A 21,089-nucleotide genomic window follows, 5' to 3' on the forward strand; every position below is an offset into this window, starting at 1 on the left:
GTGTCATGACCGCGACCGCGGCCTACCAGGTCACCCATCTCGACGCCCTGGAGGCGGAGAGCATCTTCGTGATGCGTGAAGTGGTCGCCGAGATGGAGCGACCGGTGCTGCTCTTCTCCGGCGGCAAGGACTCGATCGTCATGCTCCGGCTGGCGCAGAAGGCGTTCGCCCCGGCGCAGATCCCGTTCCCGGTGATGCACGTGGACACCGGCCACAACTTCCCCGAGGTGCTGGACTACCGCGACCGTCGGGTCGCCGAGCTGGGCCTGCAACTGGTGGTGGCCAGCGTGCCGGAGGCCCTGGCCAGCGGGCTGGTCCGGGAGTCGGCGGACGGGATGCGTAACCGGATCCAGACGCCGGTGCTGCTGGACGCGGTGGAGAAGCACCGCTTCGACGCGCTCTTCGGCGGGGCTCGCCGGGACGAGGAGAAGGCCCGCGCCAAGGAGCGGGTGTTCAGCTTCCGCGACGAGTTCGGCCAGTGGGACCCGAAGAACCAGCGACCGGAGCTGTGGTCGCTGTACAACGGGCGGCACCACCCGGGCGAGTCGATCCGGGTGTTCCCGCTGTCCAACTGGACCGAGCTGGACGTGTGGCACTACATCGCCCGGGAGCGGATCGAGCTTCCGTCGATCTACTACGCGCACGAGCGTGAGGTGGTCGAGCGCGACGGGATGCTCTACGCGGTAAACGAGTTCCTGCCGGCCCGTGCCGGCGAGGACCGGTTCAAGGCCCGGGTGCGGTACCGGACGGTCGGCGACGCCTCCTGCACGGCGGCGGTCCGCTCGGACGCGGACACCGTCGAGAAGGTCATCGAGGAGGTCGCCGCGACCCGGATCACCGAGCGCGGGGCCACCCGGGGTGACGACCGGGTCAGTGAGGCCGCGATGGAGGACCGCAAGCGAGAGGGCTACTTCTGATGACCACCGAGACGCTCGCGCCGGGCGACGCGGCGGACCCGACCCGCGCCGTGGCGGAGGCCCGCCCGATGGATCTGCTGCGGTTCGCCACGGCCGGCAGTGTGGACGACGGCAAGTCGACCCTGATCGGTCGGCTGCTGTACGACACCAAGTCGCTGTTCACCGACCAGTTGGCCGCGGTGGAAGCGGTCAGCGCGGCCCGGGGCGACGAGTACACAAACCTGGCGTTGCTCACCGACGGTCTGCGGGCCGAGCGGGAGCAGGGCATCACCATCGACGTCGCGTACCGCTACTTCGCCACGCCGCGTCGCAAGTTCATCATCGCCGACACCCCCGGGCACATCCAGTACACCCGGAACATGGTCACCGGCGCCTCCACCGCCGACCTGGCGTTGATCCTGGTGGACGCCCGTAAGGGCCTGGTGGAGCAGTCGCGCCGGCACGCCTTCCTCTGCTCCCTGCTGCGGGTGCCGCACCTGGTGCTCTGCGTGAACAAGATGGATCTGGTCGACTACTCGCAGGAGGTCTTCGACCGGATCGCCGACGAGTTCACCGCGTTCGCGGCGAAGCTGGACGTGCCGGACCTGACCGTGGTGCCGATCTCCGCGCTCAAGGGTGACAACATCGTCACCCGCTCGGAGAGCATGCCCTGGTACGAAGGCCCGGCGCTGCTGCACCACCTGGAGCGGGTGCACATCGCCAGCGACCGGAACCTGGTCGACGTCCGCTTCCCGGTGCAGTACGTCATCCGCCCGCAGTCGACCACGGTCACCGACTACCGGGGTTACGCCGGTCAGGTGGCCTCCGGCGTGCTCAAGCCGGGCGACGAGGTGATGGTGCTGCCGTCCGGCTTCACCAGCCGGATCTCGTCGGTGGAGACCGCCGACGGCCCGGTCGCGGAGGCGTTCCCGCCGATGTCGGTGACGGTACGGCTGGAAGACGAGATCGACATCTCCCGGGGCGACATGATCTGTCGTCCGAACAACGCGCCCGCGGTCGCGCAGGACATCGAGGCGATGGTCTGCTGGATGGACGAGACCCGTCCGTTGCAGGTCGGCGGCAAGTACGCGATCAAGCACACCACCCGTGCGGCCCGGGCGATCGTCCGTGGCCTGCACTACCGCCTGGACATCAACTCGCTGCACCGGGACGAGTCGGCGAGCGAGCTGCGGCTCAACGAGATCGGTCGGGTCCGCCTGCGGACCACCGTCCCGCTGCTCGCCGACGAGTACCGCCGCAACCGCACCACCGGCGGCTTCGTCATCATCGACGAGAGCACCAACCGCACGGTCGGTGCCGGCATGATCGTCGAAGCCGGCTGAGCCGCGCCGGCCGGCACCTCCGGCCGGCCCCGCTGCCCCCTGACCCTGCCCAACCTCCCTCGTCAACCCGACTCGTCGTGACGGCCCGCGCCGCATCCGTGCCGCGCGGGCCACACCCGCCTCCGGGCCACGCACCCGCTTCCGGACACACTGGCCTGCTTCCGGTCCGCGCGCCTGCTTCTGGCTCGCGCGACTGCTTACCTGCATCACGCGCCCGATGCGCGGGAGGTGCGGTGACCGAACTCGTAAGCTGTGCGCAGGCCTCGGCCTGATCGCGGGGGTGTCGGCGCAGGGCTCAGCGCGCCCTGGCTTCCGTGCCCGCACGCCAGCGACCGGGACCACGGGCCTGCTTCCGGGCCGCGCCGTACCCAGGGGAGCGGATGTCTTCCCGGAGTTGGCGAAGGTGCGTGGGCGTGCGTTCCAGCGTCCAGAGTGCGGTTGCCTCAGCGTTCCGGGCGGCGTGTGCCCGGCACTCGAAGGTTCCGCGCCATTCAAGGCGCGCGGCGCGGGCGAGTCGGGGCGCACCACGCCGATCGCATCCGCGCTCCTGCCGGCATTTCACACTGAGATCGTGCTCGATCTGGGATCGAGTGGCTTCCGAGCGCGCAGCGCGCGGGGCGTTGGGCGTGGGCAGCGTGCAGCGGGGCTTGAGCAAGCGAGGGCGGGAGCGGGTCAGTCGAGGCGGGTGGCGCCGGTGGCGGGGGTGACGGTGGTGTGGGTGGGGGCGGTGAACCCCCGTCGGGCGTACGCGCCGGTGACGGCGTTCGCGACCGTGTCGGAGTGGTCGGCTTCGACCAGGGCGAGTACGCAGCCACCGAAGCCGCCACCGGTCATCCGGGCACCGAGTGCCCCGGCGGCGAGGGCTGCCTCGACGGCGGTGTCGACCTCGGGAACGGTGATGGCGAAGTCGTCGCGCATGGAGGTGTGTGAGGCGACGAGCAGCGGGCCGATCTGCTGGATCTGTCGGGCGCGCAGCAGCTCGACGGTGTCGCGCACCCGCTGGTTCTCCGTGACCACGTGTCGGACCCGGCGGCGGGTCTCGTCGTCGGGGAGTCGGGCCAGCGTGTCGTCGAGGCCGTCGGTCGGGACGTCCCGCAGCGCGGGTACGTCGAGCAGGGCGGCGGCCTTCTCGCAGCTGTTGCGGCGGGCCGCGTACTCGCCGTCGACGTGGCGGTGCGGGGCGTTGCTGTCGATCACGAGGATGGCGAGACCTGCGGCGTTCAGGTCGAACGGGATGTGTTCCACCTGTTCGGTGCGGCAGTCGAGGAACAGTGCGTGCCCGGCGCGGCAGCGGATCGCCGCCGACTGGTCCATGATTCCGGTGGGTGCGCCGACGTAGTGGTTCTCGGCGCGCTGAGCCAGCCGGGGCTGGGCCTCGGCGGGCAGGTCGAGGCCACCGAGGTCGACCAGGGCGGCGAGCACGGCGGCCTCCAGCGCGGCGGAGGAGGACAGGCCGGCGCCGAGCGGCACGTCGGAGGCGATCGCCAGTCGGGCGCCGGGCACCTGGTAACCGGCCTCGCGCAGCGCCCAGACGATGCCCGCCACGTAGCCGGCCCAGCCGGTGACCCGGCCGGCGCCGGTCACTTCGGCGGCACCGAAGTCGACCGTCTCGCCGGTCAGCTCGGACCAGACCGTCCAGGTCTCGCCGGGCTGCGGCGCGGCGGCGGCGACGGTACGCAGAGGGAGCGCGAAGGGCAGCACGAAGCCGTCGTTGTAGTCGGTGTGCTCGCCGATCAGGTTGACCCGTCCGGGAGCCGCCCAGCGGCCGGCGGGCGGCTGGGCGTACACCTGGTGGAAGCCGGCAGCGGCGCGGTCGGCGACGGTCACGGTTGGGCCAGTCGTTGCGTGCGGTAGAAGGCCCAGGCGTCGGTGATCATGTCGTGCAGGGTCGGCTTCTGCGGCTCCCAGCCGAGTTCGGCGCGGGCCAGCGCGGCGGAGGCGACCAACTCGGCCGGGTCACCTTCGCGGCGGGGCGCCATCTCGACCGGAACGGGATGGCCGGTGACCTCGCGGACCACCTCGACCACCTGCCGGTTGGTGAAGCCGTTGCCGTTGCCGAGGTTGTAGATGCGGTGCTGCCCGGGGACGGCCGCGCCGAGGGCGAGCAGGTGGGCCCGGGCCAGGTCGGCGACGTGGATGTAGTCGCGTACGCAGGTGCCGTCGATCGTGGGGTAGTCGTCGCCGAACAGTTGCAGCTTGTCCCGCCGGTCGGCGGCCACCTCCAGCGCGATCGGGATGAGGTGGGTCTCCGGGTCGTGGCGTTCGCCGAGGGCGGTGTCACCGTCGAGGTACGCCCCGGCGACGTTGAAGTAGCGCAGCGAGACGGCGGCCAGGCCGTGCCCGATCGCCTCGGAGGTGAGCGCCATGTCGACGGCGAGTTTGGTCGCCCCGTACGTGTTGGTGGGGGCCTTGATGGCGGTCTCGACGATGGGCAGCTCGACCGGGTTGCCGTAGACGGCGGCGGTGGAGGAGAAGACCAGCCGGGGTACGCCGGCGGCGCGGACCGCGTCGAGCAGGGCCAGCGATCCGACTGTGTTGTTGTGCCAGTACCGCTCCGGGGCGACCATCGACTCACCGGCGGCGATCAGCGCGGCGAAGTGCAACACGCCGTCGAAGCCGGCCTCTGGGGTGAGCACCCGCGCCGCGTCGTGGATGCCTGCCTCGACGAATGTGGCGTCGGGGGCGAGGGCTTCCCGGTGACCGGTCCGTAGATCGTCCAGGACGACGACCTGGTGACCCGCGTCGAGCAGCATCCGGGTCACCACGCTGCCGATGAAGCCGGCGCCGCCGGTGACGAGCAGTTTCACCTCGGTCCTCCTGCCTGGCCCGTTCGGTGTGGCCATGTGGTGAGGACAGCCTACGGCGGCCGTGCTGACTACCATCACTGTCATGCGGGCAGCGCGTCGGCGCGGATCCCGGCGGCGGTGGCCATCCCAGCCCCGCCGCGAGCCTGGGCGGCTCGCCCGGGCGGTGGCCCGGGTGGTGGTCCGGGCGGTCGACGGTGGGTTGCGGCTGGTCACGGCGTTGCTGGGCACGGGCCCGGCCGCCGGTCGGGAGCGGATCAGCGAGGCGGAGCTACGCGACCTGGTCGCCGCGAACACGGTGCTCGATCCGGTGGGCCGGCGCATCATCGACGAGGTGTTGGTGGCCGGGGCGAGTCTGGTGCGTGAGGTGATGATGCCCCGCACCGAGGTGGTGTTCCTGTCGGCGGCGTTGACCCTCGCCGAGGCCGAGCCGCTGGTCCGGGCCGGCATGCACACCCGTTATCCGGTGGTCGACGGCACCCATGACGATGTGGTCGGCTTCGTGCACCTGCGCGACGTGCTGTGGCATCCGGACCGCGATCCGGGCACCACTGTCGGTGCCCTGGTCCGGGAGGTCAAGCGGTTGCCGGCCAGCAAGCGGGTGCTCGCCGCGTTGACCGAGATGCGGCGGGAGGGGCACCACCTGGCCGTGGTGATCGACGAGTACGGCGGTACGGCGGGCATCGTCACCTGCGAGGATCTGATCGAGGAACTGGTCGGGGAGATCCACGACGAGTACGCCGAGGTGCCGGAGCCGGAGCTGGCCGGGCTGCCGGCGGTGGTGGAGGGGCGGCTGAATCTCGCCGATTTCGCCGAACGCACCTCTGTGGTGTTGCCCGTCGGGCCGTACGAGACGGTGGGCGGGTTCGTGATGGCCGCGCTCGGGCGGCTGCCCATGCCGGGTGACGAGGTTCCGGTGCCCGATCCGTCCGGGATCGGCGGGGGTTGGCTGCTGCGGGTGCTGACGCTCGACGGGCGTCGGGTGGCTCGGCTCGCGGTCACCGCCGGCCGCCTGCCCGAACAACGGCGGACGGTGGGCCGATCCGCCAGCCCGACCGGACCGGCCAGCCCGTCATGACGTACGCCGGGTGATGCTGACAGAATTGCCGGCATGTCCGACGTACCTGCCCGCCCGCGCGTCTTCTCCGGCATCCAGCCGACGGCCGACTCGTTCCACCTCGGCAACTACCTGGGTGCGGTGCGGCACTGGGTGGCGTTGCAGGAGTCGCACGACGCCGTCTACTGCGTGGTCGACCTGCATGCCATCACCGCCGGGCACGACCCGAAGGTGCTGCATCAGCGCAGCCGGGTGGCCGCCGCGCAGCTGCTCGCCGTCGGCCTGGACCCGGAGCGGTGCACGCTGTTCGTGCAGTCGCAGGTGCCCGAGCACGCGCAGCTGGCCTGGGTGCTGGGTTGCCTCACCGGGTTCGGTGAGGCCAGCCGGATGACGCAGTTCAAGGACAAGTCGCAGAAGCAGGGCAACGAGCGGGCCAGCGTGGGCCTGTTCACGTACCCGATCCTGCAGGCCGCCGACATCCTGCTCTACCAGGCCAACGCGGTGCCGGTGGGCGAGGACCAGCGTCAGCACCTGGAGCTGTCCCGGGATCTGGCGCAGCGGTTCAACAGCCACTTCGGGCCGACCTTCACGGTGCCCGCCCCACACATCGTCAAGGCCACCGCGAAGATCACCGATCTGCAGGACCCGACGGCGAAGATGTCCAAGTCGTCGTCCTCTCCGGCGGGCATCGTCGACCTGCTGGAGGATCCGGCCCGCTCGGCCAAGAAGATCCGCTCGGCGGTCACCGACACCGGTCGGGAGATCGTCTTCGACGAGGAGACCAAGCCGGGCATCTCCAACCTGCTGACCATCTACTCCGCGCTGAGCGGGCGCGGGATCGACGACTTGGTCGCGGCGTACGACGGCAAGGGCTACGGCGATCTGAAGAAGGATCTCGCCGAGGTGGTCCGGGAGTTCGTCACGCCGATCCAGGCGCGGACCCGCTCCTACCTGGAGGACCCGGCCCAGCTGGACAAGCTGCTCGCCGCCGGGGCGGAGAAGGCGCGGCGGCTGGCGGTGCCGACACTGCTCAAGGCGTACGAACGGGTGGGCTTCTTCCCGCCGGTACGCGGCGAGTAGCTGTTCGCGGCAGCGCGAGCGGTCCGGACAGGTCGGTGGCCGAAGGAGTGGCGCGGAACGTGGATCATGGGAGCGGGGCGCCGGATGCCGGCGACACCATCCAGATCGGCATCGCGGTGGACATCCCCGAGCCGTGGGGCGGCACGCTGACCCGGCGTCGGTTGGCGTCCGGCGACCTGAACACGGTGCCGGCACATGTGACCCTGCTCGGGCCGACCGAGATCCCGGTGTCCGCGCTGCCCGCGGTGGAGCGGCACCTCGTCCAGGTCGCCGCCGCCCACCTGCCGTTCACCCTGCATCTGCGGGGTACCGGCACGTTCCGGCCGGTGACCCAGGTGGTTTTCGTCGCGGTCGCCGCCGGCATCAGCGAGTGCGAACTGCTGGCCGCGGCGATCAACGCCGCTCCCGAGTTGCAGCGGGAACTGCGCTTCCCCTACCACCCGCACGTGACGGTGGCGCAGGATGTCGCGCCGGAGGCCCTGGATCAGGCGTACGAGGATCTGGCGGACTTCTCGGCGATGTTCGAGGTGGAGCATTTCACGCTTTTCTCGCACAGTGGTGAGGCCCGGTTCCAGCCCCGCCGGGACTTCCGGCTGGGCGGTTGATCCTCCGGCCGTGCCGAGGAGCGAGCGCGGTGACGAGGAAGCGGCGAGGATGACGAGGTGAACCTCCTGGGGCGGGTCGAGGCGGGCATCGACCGCCGACTCAGCGCCGCCCGGCACCGCTGGCCGGCCTTCGGGCATCTGTGGCGGGCCGGGGTGCGCTACACCGATCTTCAGGGTGGTCGGCTGGCCGCCGCGATCGCGTACTACGGCTTCTTCGCGGTCTTCGCGCTCGCGCTCGTGGCGTACGCGGCGTTCGGTGCCCTCCTCGACGACAACGACGAGGTACGCGCGGCGGCGGAGGAGTTCCTCGGGGAGAATCTGCCGTTCCTCGATCCGGCCCAGGTCGCCGAGAGCAGCGGCACGGTCGGGGTGGTGGGTCTGCTGATCCTGATCCTGACCGGGATCGGCTGGGTCGAGGCGATCCGTTCCTCGCAGCGGCTGATCCACGGTCTCCACCAGCATCCGGGCAACCTGGTCGTCCGCCGGCTCGTCGATCTCGGGGTGCTGCTCGTGGTCTTCGTGCTGCTCGGCGCCTCGGTGGCGGCGGTGGACGCGCTGGAGTCGCTGCTGCGCTTCCTGCTGCGCAGCACCGGATCGGTCGGGTTGACCACGGTCAGCGCGGTGCTCAGCGTGCTTGTCAACGCGGTGTTGGCCACCCTGATGCTGATCGTGGTGCCTCGGGTGCAGATGAGTCGGGCGCGGCTGCGGCCGATCGTGCTGCTGGTCGCGATCGGCATCACCCTGCTCAACACGGTCGGCCGGTTCTGGGTGGGGCGGGTCGAGCACAACCCGGCGTACACCGTGGTGGCCACCGCCGTGGGCCTGCTGGTCTACCTGTACCTGCTCAACCAGTTGGTGCTCTTCGGCGCGGCGTTGGCGGCGACCAGCCGGCGCGGCCGGGTGGTGGACCTGGCGGGTGGCCGGCGCTCCGATCTCGATTCGGACACCGATCCGGGTACCCCGGGCGGGGCTGGTTGATCCGGTGATGTGCCGAACCTTCCGCGGGAGGTTCGGGCAGCGGCGATGATGGGCCGGTGGGGGCACTCGTGACGTTGGACCTGCCGAGCGACTCGCCGTTGAGCGAGCTGCCGTGGATCATCACGTTCGGTCCGCTCGGTGACGACGAGTGGGAGCCGGTGGTCTGTGGTCCGTACGAGCGACCGCACGCGCTGGCCCTGGCCGAGGCGCTGGTCGCCGACGACGAGCTGATGGCGGTGGTCGAGCCGCTGATACCTGCGGTCTCCGTGGACCAGATCCGGGGCGAGATCGCCGCCGCCCAACTCGCTGCCGCGGACGAGACGGTCCAGGTGGAGCGGGCCGACCTCTACGGCGACTACGAGGACACCATCGACGAGGAGGAGCTGGCGGCCGAGGACGACCACGTCACCGGCCCGCTGCCGGTGCCGGACGTGACCGAGCTGCGTGCCGGTTTTGCCCGGATCGCCGCCCAGTTGACCGACGGTTGACCGGCGGTTGGCCTGGTGCGCCACCGGCAGCGAGCCGGGTGTCGGTAGGCGTCGGCCGGGGAGGTTCAGCCCCAGTCGTCCGGCGGCGCGCAGCACGCCGGACGACCAGGTTGCTGATGGACTACCCGTTCAGCGCCGTTCGAACCAGGCGGCCGCGTCGACGGGGAGCACGTGGCCATCGTGCTGCTCGGTGAGCGCCTCGCTGGCCACCAGCGGGGTGCCGTACCCGTCGATCCGTGCCGGGGTGTCGCCGGTGTTGACCACGCAGGTCAGCACCGTGTCGCCGGCGGACCGGCTGAAGGCGAGCACGCCGGGCGCGGTCTCCTGCCAGGTGATGCCGCCGGTGCCGGCGAGGGCGGGGTGGGTGTGGCGGATCCGCAGGGCCGCCCGGTACAGCTCCAGGGTCGAACCGGGCACGCCGCTCTGGGCGGCCACCGACAGCGCACGCCAGGTGGCCGGGGCCGGCAGCCAGCTCAGCTCGCTGCCGACCGGCCCGAAGCCGTACGGGGCCACCTCGCCGCTCCACGGGATGGGCACCCGGCAGCCGTCCCGGCTCTCGCCGGTACGCAGGAAGGCCGGGTCCTGGCGCAGCTCGTCGGGCAGGTCGAGCACCTCCGGCAGCCCCAGTTCCTCACCCTGGTAAAGGTAGGCGCAGCCGGGCAGGGCGAGCATCATCAGCGCGGCGGCGCGAGCCCGGCGCAAGCCGACCTCACCGTCGCCGTAGCGGGTGACGTGCCGCTGACGGTCGTGGTTGGACAGCACCCAGGTGGTCGGGGCACCGACGATCGTCGACTCGGCAAGCGCGGTGTCGACCACCTTGCGGAACGAGTCGGCCGACCAGGTGGCGTCGAGGAAGTCGAAGCTGAACGCCTGGTGCAGCTCGTCCGGTCCGATGTAGCGGGCCAGCCGCTGCGGGGTCTCGGCCCAGGCCTCGGCCACCGCCATCCGGCCGCCGGGGTAGCTGTCCAGGATGGGCCGCCAGGCGCGGTAGATGTCGTGCACCTCGTCCTGGTCGAAGTAGGGCAGCCGGCCCTTGCCGAGCAGTTCGGACTGACGGCGGCCGGTGGTCATCGAGTTGAAGCCGACGTCCGGCAGCCCTTCGGCCTTGATCATGCCGTGGGCCACGTCGATGCGGAACCCGTCGACCCCACGGTCCAGCCAGAACCGCAGGATGTCCTCGAACTCGGCGCGTACCTGCGGGTTGCGCCAGTTCAGGTCGGGCTGGGCGGGATCGAACAGGTGCAGGTACCACTGGCCGTCCGGCACCCGGGTCCAGGCCGGGCCGCCGAAGATGCTCTCCCAGTCGTTGGGCGGCAGTTCGCCGTCGGTGCCCTTGCCGTCGGCGAACAGGTAACGCTCGCGTTCGGGTGAGCCGGGCCCGGCCGCCAACGCCGCCTGGAACCAGGGGTGCTGGTCGGAGGTGTGGTTGGGCACGATGTCGACGATGATCCGCAGGCCGAGTGCGTGGGCGTCGGTGATCATCGCCTCGAAGTCGCCGAGCGTGCCGAACATCGGGTCGACGTCCCGGTAGTCGGCGACGTCGTAGCCGCCGTCGACCATCGGGGAGGTGTAGAAGGGGGTCAGCCAGAGCGCATCCACGCCCAGGTCGCGCAGGTACGGCAGGCGTTCCCGGATGCCCGGCAGGTCGCCGATGCCGTCCCCGTTGGCGTCGGCGAAGCTGCGGACGTAGACCTGGTAGACGACGGCGGACCGCCACCAGTCGGCGTCGGAGGTCAGCGGCGAGGGGTTGCTGACGGTCATCGGGTGTTCCCCGTTCTGTGGCGCGGGACGGCGGCACCCGGCGTGGCATCGGTGGGACGCGGGTGTCTGAGAAGAATGCCGGGCCAGCGCTGCAAGAGTCAAGCAGACCTTGCGCAAGAAATCCCTACGGCCGCCGGAGTGCGGCTGATGTCACGCCGGAACCGCGAACGCCGGTGGCGTGGGGCGCTGCGAACCGCCCTGCGCGGGCGGGGTGTCCGTCCGGGCCACCGCCGTCGAGCCGCGTACCACCAGTTCAGGCCGGAACAGGTACTCCGAGTGCGGGGCACCGTGCCCGTTGATCTCGTCGACCAGCGCCCGGACGGCGGCGACCGCCATCGCGGCCACCGGCTGCCGCATGGTGGTCAGCGGTGGGTCGGTGAAGGCCATCAGCGGTGAGTCGTCGTACCCGACCACGGAGAGGTCACCCGGCACGGAGAGTCCGCGCTGCCGGGCGGCCCGGATCGCGCCGAGCGCCATCAGGTCGGAGCCGCAGACGATGCCGGTGACGCCGCGCTCGATCAGCCGACCGGCTGCCGCCTCGCCACCCTCCACACCGAACAGCGACAGCTCGGTCAGGTCGGCCAACTCGTCCTCGGGGATGTCGGTGAGGCGCTGCATGGCCGTCTTGTATCCGCTGACCTTGCGCAGCACCGGCACGAACCGGTCCGGGCCGGTGATCAGGCCGATCCGACGGTGGCCCAGGGCCACCAGGTGCGCGACCGCCAGCTCCGCCGCCTCCCGGTCGTCGCAGGAGACGAACGGTGCGCCGAGCCCGGGGGCGTACCCGTTGATCATGACGATGGGCAGTGGTCGGGCGATCAGGGTCCGGTACCGGTCGTGGTCGGCGGCGGTGTCGGCGTGCAGGCCGGAGACGAAGACGATGCCGGAGACCTGCCGGTCGAGCAGCATCTCGACGTACTCGTCCTCGCGGACACCGCCGGGAGTCTGGGTGCACAGCACCGGGGTGTAGCCGGTGGGCGCCAGGGCCGACTCGATGATCTGGGCGAAGGCCGGGAAGATCGGGTTGTCCAGCTCCGGCACCACCAGCCCGACCAGCCCGGCGCTGCGTTTGCGCAGCCGGGCGGGGCGTTCGTAGCCGAGCACGTCGAGGGCGGTCAGGACGGCCTGCCGGGTCTCGGGCGCCACGCCGGGGCGGTCGTTGAGCACCCGCGACACCGTGGCCTCACTGACGTCGGCCTGCTGGGCGATGTCGGACAAGCGAGCGCGCATGGCGGCACTGTAGCTCACGGCCAAGTTCTTGCGCAGTAGGCAGCAAGAACTTGCACAATCGAGCAGCGGGTGCCGAAAAAGGTGCCCGCCGAGCTTGCGCATCCCCACGTGAGCGTGGGCTGTACGTGGACTCCTGCTCACCTTGGGTGAGGTGTCCCCGCCCCGGCGGGCGGGGAAATGCCCAGTTGGCGACACTTGTCGACGATTGACGTTGCGGATGGGGCACGGTTGTTGCAGGGATGTTCGCAAGGGGTTTCGAGTTACGAAAACTCTTGCTACTGTCCCCGCCGTTACCCGGCAGGCAATTTAGGAGCGAACATGCGTCGCACAGCCAGGGGGATCGCCGTACTCGCCTCCGCCAGTCTCGCCCTCACCGTCGCCGCGTGCGGCGGCGAGGACAAGGCGGCCGAGGAGCAGCCCAAGGCAGACCCCGCTTCCCTCACCGCGGAACTGACCTGGTGGGACACCTCCGACCCGCAGAACGAGGGCCCGGCGTTCAAGGAGTTGATCGCCAAGTTCAACCAGACCCACCCGAACGTGAAGATCAACTACCAGTCGGTCCCGTTCGGCGAGGCCCAGAACAAGTTCAAGACCGCCGCGCAGGCCAAGAGCGGCGCGCCGGACATCCTGCGGGCCGAGGTCGCCTGGGTGCCCGAGTTCGCCTCGCTCGGCTACCTCTACGCGCTCGACGGCTCGGAGCTGCTCAGCGACGCGACCGACTTCCTGGCGACCCCGCTCGCCTCCAACAAGTACGACGGCAAGACCTACGGCATCCCGCAGGTCACCGACAGCCTCGCGCTGATGTACAACAAGGAACTGCTCACCAAGGCCGGCATCAGCGCGCCGCCGAAGACCTGGGCCGAGCTGAAGTCCGCCTCGCAGACCATCAAGGACTCAACCGGCGCCGAGGGCGTGTACGTCAACCCGGCCGGCTATTTCATGTTGCCCTTCATGTACGGCGAGGGCGGTGACCTGGTCGACCCCGAGGCCAAGAAGATCATCGTCAACTCCGAGCAGAACGCCGCCGGGCTGGCCATCGCCAAGGACCTGATCGACAGCGGCGCCGCCGCCAAGCCGTCCGCCAACGACGCGTACGGCACCATGATGACCCTGTTCAAGGAGCAGAAGGTCGCCATGATCATCAACGGGCCGTGGGAGGTCAACAACGTCTCCTCGGCACCGGACTTCGGCGGTCTGGAGAACCTGGGCATCGCCCCGGTGCCGGCCGGCTCGGCCCGCGCCGGTGGCCCGGTCGGCGGCCACAACTACGTGATCTGGTCCGGCATGCCGCAGGAGAAGATCGACGCCGCCGTCGCGTTCGTGAAGTTCATGGCCTCCGCCGAGTCGCAGGCGTTCCTGTCGGAGAAGCTCGGCCTGCTGCCCACCCGCACCTCCGCGTACCAGGTCGACGCGGTCAAGAACAACCCCGTGGTGGCCGCCTTCCAGGCGGTGAACGAGGCGGCCGTGGGTCGCCCGTGGATCCCCGAGGCCGGCCAGTTCTTCGGCCCGCTCGACCAGATGGCCACCGAGGTCCTGATCCAGAACAAGGACCCCAAGGCCGCGCTGGACGGCGTCGCCAAGAAGTACAAGGCCGAGGTCGTTCCCGGCTACGGGCTCTGAGTCCCACCGTCGGCGGGCCGGCGCGGTAGGCCCGCCTCCGTACACCGGTGACACGCCGGTGAACCTTCGGCACCCGGCAGCGGGTCGGCGACCGTCACGGTCGCCGACCCGGCCGGACCCTCTGCTCTGGAGCGCAGCTGGATGACCACCGTGACTGCCGACCCGGCGCCGCCGTCGACGCCGCCCGGCCGACCTGCTCGTCCCTCCCGGCTGCGCCGCAGCTGGGAGAAGCACTGGTACGCCTGGGCGATGGTGCTGCCCGTCGTCATCGTCCTGGCAGTTCTGATCTTCTACCCGCTGTTCCGCGGGGTCTGGCTCTCCTTCACCAACCTCACCGAGGCCAACCAGGTCGCCGAGATCTGCACCAGGTCGATCACCGGCGGCGAGGTCTGCACCGACAACCCCAACAAGTGGGAGTTCGTCGGGCTGGACAACTACGTGCGGGTGCTCACCGGCGAGGTCGGCGAGTTCTGGCAGTGGACCGGTGTCACGCTGATCTGGACGTTCGTCTGCGTGGCCTGTCACTTCGGCCTGGGCCTGGGTCTGGCCAACATGCTCAACCGCCCGATGCGGGCGCGCGGGTTCTACCGGGTGGTGCTGGTGCTGCCCTGGGCGGTGCCGGCCTTCGTCAGCGCGTTCGCCTGGAAGTTCATCTTCAACGAGCGCTTCGGCCTGGCCAACGCGCTGCTCACCGCCCTCGGCATCGACCCGGTCTCGTGGTTCGCCGACCGGTGGACGGCCCTGCTCACCGCCATCGTCACAAACGTCTGGCTGGGTGTGCCGTTCATGATGGTGGCCCTGCTCGGCGGCATGCAGACCATCCCGAGTGAGCTGTACGAGGCGGCCGAGATCGACGGCGCGTCGGCCTGGCAGCGGTTCAGGAACATCACCCTGCCCGGGCTGCGTCCGGTCAGCATGACGGTGGTGCTGCTCGGCACCATCTGGACCTTCAACATGTTCCCGATCATCTTCCTGGTGACCGAGGGGCAGCCGGCCGGGCAGAGCGAGATCCTGGTGACCGGTGCGTACCGGGCCGCCTTCGAAGGCATCCGCAACTACTCGCTGGCGTCGACGTACGGCGTACTGATCCTGTCGATCCTGCTGGTCTTCTCGGTGTTCTACCGGCGGGTGCTGCGCAAGCAAGGCGAGGTGTGGTGATGAGCAAGGTGACGCGCCGTGGGCACCGGCGACGTAGTCCGGCGATGTCCGTCCTGCTGCACGGCACGTTGATCCTGGCCTCGCTGATCGCGATCGGCCCGATCGCCTGGGTGCTGCTCTCCTCGCTCAAGCCCGGGTACGCGATCCAGAGCAGCGAGTTGACCCTGTTCCGGGACACCACGCTTGCCAACTACCGCTACGTGCTGACCGAGACGAACTTCCCGCGCTGGTTCCTCAACTCGGTGATCGTCGCGGCCTTCACCATGACCATCGGCATCTTCCTGTCCGCCACCACCGGCTACGCGGTGTCCCGGTTCAACTTCCCGGGCCGCCGGCCGCTGATGATGGTCTTCCTGGTCACCCAGATGTTCCCGGTGGCCATCCTGATCGTGCCGATCTACACGATCCTGGCCCGGCTGGGCCTGATCAACACCATGCCCGCGCTGATCGTCGCGTACCTGACCATCGCGGTGCCGTTCTGCGCCTGGATGTTGAAGGGCTACTTCGACTCCATCCCGACCTCGCTGGACGAGGCGGCGGCGCTGGACGGCTGCGGGCCGTTCGCCACCTTCTGGAGGGTGGTGCTGCCGCTGGCCCGCCCCGCCGTGGCGGTCACCGCCTTCTACACCTTCCTCACCGCCTGGGGTGAGGTGGCGTACGCCTCGGCGTTCATCCAGACCGACAACAAGTTCACCCTGGCGTACGGGCTCCAGCAGTTCGTGCCGCAGTTCAACCCGCAGTGGGAGTACCTGACGGCCGCCGCCGTCCTGGTAACCATCCCGGCCGGGCTGGTCTTCTTCTTCGCCCAGAAGCACCTGGTGTCCGGCTTGACGGCCGGTGGCACGAAGGGCTGACCGGGTGGCTCTACTACGATCCGTCGTTGATAGGGCAGGATAGGCGGATGGAAGCACTCCGACTCATCCTTCTCTACATCCACCTCATCGGGTTCGCGCTGCTGCTGGGTGGTGCGATCGTGCAATACATCAGCGGCAAGCTCCGGATCAACGCCGCCATGCTCTGGGGCGCGGTGATCCAGCTGTTGAGTGGCACCGGCCTGGCGGCCCCGCTGCGGGACGGTGACGAGCCGGATCCGGCGAAGCTCGTCGTCAAGTTCCTCATCTCCCTGGCGATCTTCGTGATGGTCTTCTTCTCCCGGAAGCGGGACGAGGTCAACCGAGGCCACTTCCTCGCTATCATCGGGCTGACGCTTGTCAATGCGGCGGTGGCGGTTTTCTGGCGGTGACCGGCGAATTCGCACCATGATTGTGTGAATCCGGTTTGATTTCCAGAGGTCGATGGGTCGGGCGGGGCCGCGAAAGGCCTCGCCTGACCCTGTGTGCTGCTCGGCGCGGTGGAGCGGGTATCCGCTGGCCGTGCCGCAGTTGATTGCGAAAGCCGATTTGCGTCGGGCTCTGTTGTGGTGGCGCAAATCGTACGGCGACCCTCGGTGATGTCTCGGGGCGGTGCGGCGATGGGGATTTCCCGGCGTGGATGACCGTGACCGCGACCGCGATCCCGGGCTGCGGGGTAGTCGTTTTCGCTGGCCCCGGCGTGCGGAATGCAAGATCGAAAATGTGGTCGACGATGAGCGGTATGGGGGCGACCGTCAGCGCGATGACCGGTATTCGACGGAATGCCGGATCCGCAATCGCGGTGGCTCGATCCGGTAGGTGATCAAACCTGACAAAGCGTTACGAGAGCGTGAGCTTCCCCACCGTAAGCATTACGTACGGGTAACAGGCCTCCAACAGTCCTGCACGCTTGTCGTTGGTCAGATGGACGCGGGCGTACGCTCGGCGTCCGTAACGTGGGAGACCGGCGGCAAGGCGCAGGCCGGTTCAAGGGCAGCCACCGCAACCACGCGGTGTGCAATGGAAGGGAGACGTCTTGCGCTCGGTGCGTGGGATGCGGATTGCCTCGATGATCGCGGCGGGTGGGCTCGTACTGAGCGCTGCCGCCTGTGGCGAGGCGCCGGATGAGGACAACAACGCCGGCTCCGGCGGCGAGAAGTACAGCGCCTGTATGGTCACCGACGTCGGCGGCATCGACGACAAGTCGTTCAACGCCTCCGCCTGGAAGGGCCTTGAGGCCGCCAAGGCCGAGAACAGCAACATCGACATCAAGTACGTCGCCTCGCGGGCCGAGGCCGACTACGAGCCCAACCTTTCCGCGTACGTCAACCAGGACTGCGACTTCATCCTGGCCGTCGGCGGCCTGATGGGCGAATCCACCAAGAAGATCGCCGAGGCGAACCCGAACCAGCAGTTCGCGATCGTCGACGCCAACCCCGGCGTGGCCAACGTCTACCCGATGGAGTTCGACACCGCGCAGGCCGGCTTCCTCGCCGGTTACGTGGCCGCCGGCATGAGCGAGAGCGGCAAGGTCGGCACCTACGGCGGCATGAAGATCCCGCCGGTGACCATCTTCATGGACGGCTTCGTCGACGGCGTGGCCCACTACAACCAGGCCAAGGGCGCCAAGGTCCAGGCCCTCGGTTGGAACAAGGAGACCCAGAACGGCTCCTTCACCAACGACTTCGTCAAGCAGGACGAGGGCAAGAAGGTCAGCGACGCGCTGGTCGCCCAGGGTGCGGACATCGTCATGCCGGTCGCCGGCGGCGCCGGCCTCGGCACCACCGGTGCGGCCAAGGCCTCCGGTGGCAAGTACAACACCATCTGGGTGGACGTCGACGGCTGCGAGAGCACGCCGGACTGCTCGGCGATCATCACCACCGTGGTGAAGAACATCCCGGGTGCGGTCAAGGAGGCCGTGCTGAAGGCCGCCGGTGGCGAGAAGCTCAGCGCCGAGCAGGGCTTCGTCGGCACCCTGGCCAACGACGGCGTCTCGCTCGCCCCGTACCACGAGTTCGACAGCAAGGTCCCGGCCGAGCTCAAGGCCGAGGTCGACAAGCTGAAGGCGGACATCGCCGCCGGCACCGTCAAGGTCGAGTCGGCCGCCCAGCCGAAGAGTTGAGCCCTGCACCGCCCGCCTGCGATGCGACGATCACCGTAGGCGGGCGGTGGGTACGCCACACCATGAACCGGCCGCCCCGCAGCGGGGAGTCCCGCTGCGGGGCGGTGGCGCACCCCGGCCGGGTCGGCGCCGTGCCCCGTCCGCCAGCGGCTACGCTGCACCATCGCTTCGCACTCCCAGGAGGTTGCGCTGAGACTCGAACTGCGCGGCATCACCAAGCGGTTCGGTGATCTGGTCGCCAACGACCACATCGACCTGACGGTGGAGCCTGGAGAGATTCACGCCCTGCTCGGCGAGAACGGTGCTGGCAAGTCGACCCTGATGAACGTGCTCTACGGGCTCTACCAGCCCGACGAGGGCGAGATCCTGGTCGACGGCGAGCCGCTGAAGCTGCGCGGGCCGTCCGACGCCATCGCGGCCGGCATCGGCATGGTGCACCAGCACTTCATGCTCGTACCGGTCTTCACCGTCACCGAGAACATCATGCTCGGTGCCGAGCAGGTGCGCGGCGGCATCGCCGGGTTCCTGGACCGGCGGCGGGCCCGCCGCGAGGTCGCCGAGGTGTCGCAGCGGTACAACCTGCGGGTCGACCCGGACGCGATGATCGAGGACCTGCCGGTCGGCATCCAGCAGCGGGTGGAGATCGTCAAGGCCCTCACCCGGGACGTCGACCTGCTCATCCTGGACGAGCCGACGGCGGTGCTCACCCCGCAGGAGACCGAGGACCTGCTCGCGGTGATGCGGTCGCTCAAGGCCGCCGGCAAGTCGATCGTCTTCATCACCCACAAGCTCGGCGAGGTCAAGGCGATCGCCGACCGGATCACCGTGATCCGGCGCGGCAGGACCGTGGGCACGGCCTCGCCGCAGGCCAGCCGCGACGAACTGGCCGCGCTGATGGTCGGCCGTACCGTCCGGCTGACCGTGGACAAGACCCCCGCCACCCCGGGCGAGCCGGTCCTGGAGGTCGCCGGGCTGGTCGTCGACGACGACCGGCAGGTCCGCGCGGTGGACGGCGTCGACCTGACCGTACGCGCGGGCGAGGTGCTCGGCATCGCGGGCGTACAGGGCAACGGCCAGACCGAGCTGATCGAGGCGATCATGGGGCTGCGCCCGTTGCTCGCCGGCACGGTCACCCTCGACGGGCAGCGCATCGACGGCTGGTCGACCAAGAAGGTGCTCCGGGCCGGCGTCGGCTACGTCCCGGAGGACCGCAGCGTGGACGGGCTGGTCAAGGAGTTCTCCGTGGCGGAGAACCTGGTCCTGGACATCTACGACCGGCCGCCGTTCGGCCGGGGCCTGTCGATCAGGCCGGACGCGATCGCCAGATCGGCCAAGGAGCGGATCGAGCAGTTCGACGTACGCACCTCTTCGGCGCAGGCGCCGGTGGGCACCCTCTCCGGCGGTAACCAGCAGAAGGTGATCGTGGCCCGGGAGCTGTCCCGGCCGCTGAAGCTCTTCATCGCCGCCCAGCCCACCCGGGGCGTGGACGTCGGCTCGATCGAGTTCATCCACAGCCGGATCATCCGCGAGCGCGACGTCGGCACCGCCGTGCTGGTGGTCTCCAGCGAACTCGACGAGGTGATCGGGCTGGCCGACCGGATCGCGGTGATGTACCGCGGTCAGATCATCGGCATCGTCGGCCCGGACACCCCCCGCGAGGAGATCGGCCTGCTGATGGCGGGCATCACCCCCGATTCGACGGGCGACGCCCCGGCGACCACCGACGGCGTGGCGTCAGGTCCCGAGGGGCCAGGCAGCAAGGACGAGAAGGCATGACCGACAACCTTCAGCCGGGCTCCCCGGACAAGGAGCCGGCGAGCGAGGAACAGGCCGCCCAGGTCACGCTCGGCAACACCGAGCAGGCCGAGGCCGCCACCACGCCGACCGCACCGCACCAGCGCCCCACCCTGGGACGGCTGTTCCTGGAGAACCTGTGGGCCGCCAACACCTTCACGGTGACCCTGTTGTCGCTGGTGCTGGCCATGGTCGTCGGTGCCGTCCTGATGATCATCTCTGATCCGGACGTGCTGGCCACCTACGCCTACATCACGGCCCGTCCGTCGGACGCGATCAACGCCAGTTGGACCCTGGTCAGTGAGGCGTACGCGAACCTGTTCAAGGGCTCGGTCTTCGACCCGGGCGCGACCACCCTCACCGCCGCGCTGAGCCCGATCTCGGAGACGCTCACGTACACCGCGCCGCTGGTCTTCACCGGCCTGTCGGTGGCGCTTGCCTTCCGGGGCGGTCTGTTCAACATCGGCGCCCAGGGGCAGGCCATCATGGGCGTCATCCTGGCGGCGCTGGCCGGCTTCCTGCTGCCGCTGCCCCCCGTGGTCCACCTGCTGGTCGCGGTGCTGGCCGGGGCCCTCGGTGGCGCCGTCTGGGGTTTCATCCCGGGCATCCTCAAGGCGCGGACCGGCGCCCACGAGGTGATCAACACGATCATGCTCAACTACATCGCGGTCTACTTCCTGACCTGGCTCATCGTGCAGAAGGGCGTGCAGGACCCGAACCGCACCGATGCGATCAGCCGGCCGGTGGACGCCTCGGCCCAACTGCCGCGCCTGTTCGGCGAACCGCTGCGGGCGCACGGCGGCATCCTCCTCGCCGTACTGGCCACCTGGGCGGTCGCCTGGCTGCTCAACCGCTCCACCCTGGGGTTCGAGCTGCGGGCGGTGGGCGCCAACCCGGACGCGGCCCGCACCGCGGGCATCAGCGTCACCCGGACGTACGTCCTGATCATGGTCTTCGCCGGGGCGCTGGCCGGGCTCGGCGGCTCGCAGATGGTGCTCGGCACCACGGCCGCCGCGCTGACCCCGCTGGTGATCGCCCAGATCGGTTTCGACGGCATCCTGGTCGCCCTGCTCGGCCGGGTGAAACCGTGGGGGGTGGCCATGGCCGCGCTGCTGTTCGGCGCGTTGCAGGCCGGCGGCAACCGGATGCAGTCGTACTCGGGGATCTCGTTGGAACTGGTCACCGTGCTGCAGGCGCTGATCGTCATCTTCATCGCCGCACCGGCCCTGGTGAAGGCGATCTTCCAACTCCGGGCCGCGCGGGCCGCCCGGCTGCAGACGAGCCTCGCGAAGGGTTGGTGAG

At 69.8% G+C, this 21,089-nt stretch carries 18 protein-coding genes; 14 read left to right on the forward strand and 4 right to left on the reverse strand.

The window, feature by feature from the left end; translation table 11 throughout:
- The first annotated feature begins 5 nt into the window (after positions 1-5).
- The gene (gene cysD, locus C1A38_RS17285) at positions 6-917 is read left to right on the forward strand and encodes a sulfate adenylyltransferase subunit CysD (RefSeq protein WP_102658843.1); all 912 of its coding nucleotides are present in this window, start codon (positions 6-8) and stop codon (positions 915-917) included.
- The gene (gene cysN, locus C1A38_RS17290; protein WP_102658844.1) at positions 917-2,239 is read left to right on the forward strand and encodes a sulfate adenylyltransferase subunit CysN; all 1,323 of its coding nucleotides are present in this window, start codon (positions 917-919) and stop codon (positions 2,237-2,239) included. The genes cysD and cysN overlap by 1 nt, the downstream gene beginning before the upstream one ends.
- Before the next feature lie 672 nt (positions 2,240-2,911).
- On the opposite strand, the gene galK is transcribed toward cysN, so the two are convergent.
- Both galK and galE read right to left on the reverse strand, forming a co-directional pair.
- A complete protein-coding gene (gene galK / locus C1A38_RS17295; RefSeq protein WP_102658845.1) occupies positions 2,912-4,066 on the reverse strand; it encodes a galactokinase in 1,155 nt (384 codons plus the stop codon).
- Entirely contained in the window at positions 4,063-5,082 is a 1,020-nt protein-coding gene (gene galE / locus C1A38_RS17300) for a UDP-glucose 4-epimerase GalE (protein ID WP_102658846.1), read from the reverse strand. The genes galK and galE overlap by 4 nt, the downstream gene beginning before the upstream one ends.
- A 46-nt stretch (positions 5,083-5,128) precedes the next feature.
- Between galE and C1A38_RS17305 the strand changes: the two genes are divergently transcribed.
- From C1A38_RS17305 to C1A38_RS17325, 5 genes are read left to right on the forward strand one after another with little or no spacing between them, the layout of a single operon-like run.
- A complete protein-coding gene (locus C1A38_RS17305; RefSeq protein ID WP_233196878.1) occupies positions 5,129-6,121 on the forward strand; it encodes a hemolysin family protein in 993 nt (330 codons plus the stop codon).
- A gap of 33 nt (positions 6,122-6,154) precedes the next feature.
- Positions 6,155-7,180 carry a tryptophan--tRNA ligase gene (gene trpS / locus C1A38_RS17310; protein WP_102658848.1) on the forward strand — a complete coding sequence of 342 codons (1,026 nt, stop codon included), beginning with the start codon at positions 6,155-6,157 and terminating at the stop codon, positions 7,178-7,180.
- Positions 7,181-7,215: 35 nt separating this feature from the next.
- Positions 7,216-7,785, forward strand: coding sequence for a 2'-5' RNA ligase family protein (locus C1A38_RS17315; protein WP_102658849.1), 570 nt, complete (start codon positions 7,216-7,218; stop codon positions 7,783-7,785).
- 57 nt (positions 7,786-7,842) lie between these two features.
- Complete coding sequence (locus C1A38_RS17320; protein ID WP_102658850.1) at positions 7,843-8,763, forward strand: YihY/virulence factor BrkB family protein; 921 nt, start codon at positions 7,843-7,845, stop codon at positions 8,761-8,763.
- 56 nt (positions 8,764-8,819) lie between these two features.
- Positions 8,820-9,251 carry a hypothetical protein gene (locus C1A38_RS17325; protein WP_102658851.1) on the forward strand — a complete coding sequence of 144 codons (432 nt, stop codon included), beginning with the start codon at positions 8,820-8,822 and terminating at the stop codon, positions 9,249-9,251.
- Positions 9,252-9,380: 129 nt separating this feature from the next.
- Here C1A38_RS17325 and C1A38_RS17330 read toward each other — a convergent pair whose 3' ends face one another.
- On the reverse strand, positions 9,381-11,012 hold the full coding sequence (locus tag C1A38_RS17330; protein ID WP_102658852.1) for a glycoside hydrolase family 13 protein: 1,632 nt from the start codon (positions 11,010-11,012) through the stop codon (positions 9,381-9,383).
- Positions 11,013-11,162: 150 nt separating this feature from the next.
- Entirely contained in the window at positions 11,163-12,242 is a 1,080-nt protein-coding gene (locus C1A38_RS17335) for a LacI family DNA-binding transcriptional regulator (protein ID WP_199180233.1), read from the reverse strand.
- Between the two features lie 318 nt (positions 12,243-12,560).
- Between C1A38_RS17335 and C1A38_RS17340 the strand changes: the two genes are divergently transcribed.
- The 7 genes from C1A38_RS17340 to C1A38_RS17370 all read left to right on the forward strand — a co-directional run bounded on the left by C1A38_RS17340 (position 12,561) and on the right by C1A38_RS17370 (position 21,088).
- Positions 12,561-13,862: an extracellular solute-binding protein gene (locus C1A38_RS17340; protein WP_102658853.1), complete on the forward strand. Its 1,302-nt coding sequence runs from the start codon at positions 12,561-12,563 to the stop codon at positions 13,860-13,862.
- Positions 13,863-14,003: 141 nt separating this feature from the next.
- On the forward strand, positions 14,004-15,020 hold the full coding sequence (locus C1A38_RS17345; RefSeq protein ID WP_102658854.1) for a carbohydrate ABC transporter permease: 1,017 nt from the start codon (positions 14,004-14,006) through the stop codon (positions 15,018-15,020).
- Positions 15,020-15,874 (forward strand): sugar ABC transporter permease, encoded by an 855-nt coding sequence (locus tag C1A38_RS17350; protein ID WP_102658855.1) that lies wholly within the window; start codon positions 15,020-15,022, stop codon positions 15,872-15,874. Before C1A38_RS17345 ends, C1A38_RS17350 begins: the two co-directional genes overlap by 1 nt.
- Before the next feature lie 47 nt (positions 15,875-15,921).
- Positions 15,922-16,263 (forward strand): hypothetical protein, encoded by a 342-nt coding sequence (locus tag C1A38_RS17355; RefSeq protein WP_102658856.1) that lies wholly within the window; start codon positions 15,922-15,924, stop codon positions 16,261-16,263.
- 662 nt (positions 16,264-16,925) lie between these two features.
- The gene (locus C1A38_RS17360; RefSeq protein ID WP_102658857.1) at positions 16,926-17,993 is read left to right on the forward strand and encodes a BMP family lipoprotein; all 1,068 of its coding nucleotides are present in this window, start codon (positions 16,926-16,928) and stop codon (positions 17,991-17,993) included.
- A 249-nt stretch (positions 17,994-18,242) separates the two neighbouring features.
- Positions 18,243-19,769 carry an ABC transporter ATP-binding protein gene (locus tag C1A38_RS17365; protein WP_353505519.1) on the forward strand — a complete coding sequence of 509 codons (1,527 nt, stop codon included), beginning with the start codon at positions 18,243-18,245 and terminating at the stop codon, positions 19,767-19,769.
- Positions 19,766-21,088: an ABC transporter permease gene (locus tag C1A38_RS17370; RefSeq protein WP_102658859.1), complete on the forward strand. Its 1,323-nt coding sequence runs from the start codon at positions 19,766-19,768 to the stop codon at positions 21,086-21,088. Before C1A38_RS17365 ends, C1A38_RS17370 begins: the two co-directional genes overlap by 4 nt.
- Position 21,089: the final 1 nt, after the last annotated feature.

This window comes from Verrucosispora sp. ts21 (assembly GCF_002879555.1).
Classification (GTDB): domain Bacteria; phylum Actinomycetota; class Actinomycetes; order Mycobacteriales; family Micromonosporaceae; genus Micromonospora; species Micromonospora gifhornensis.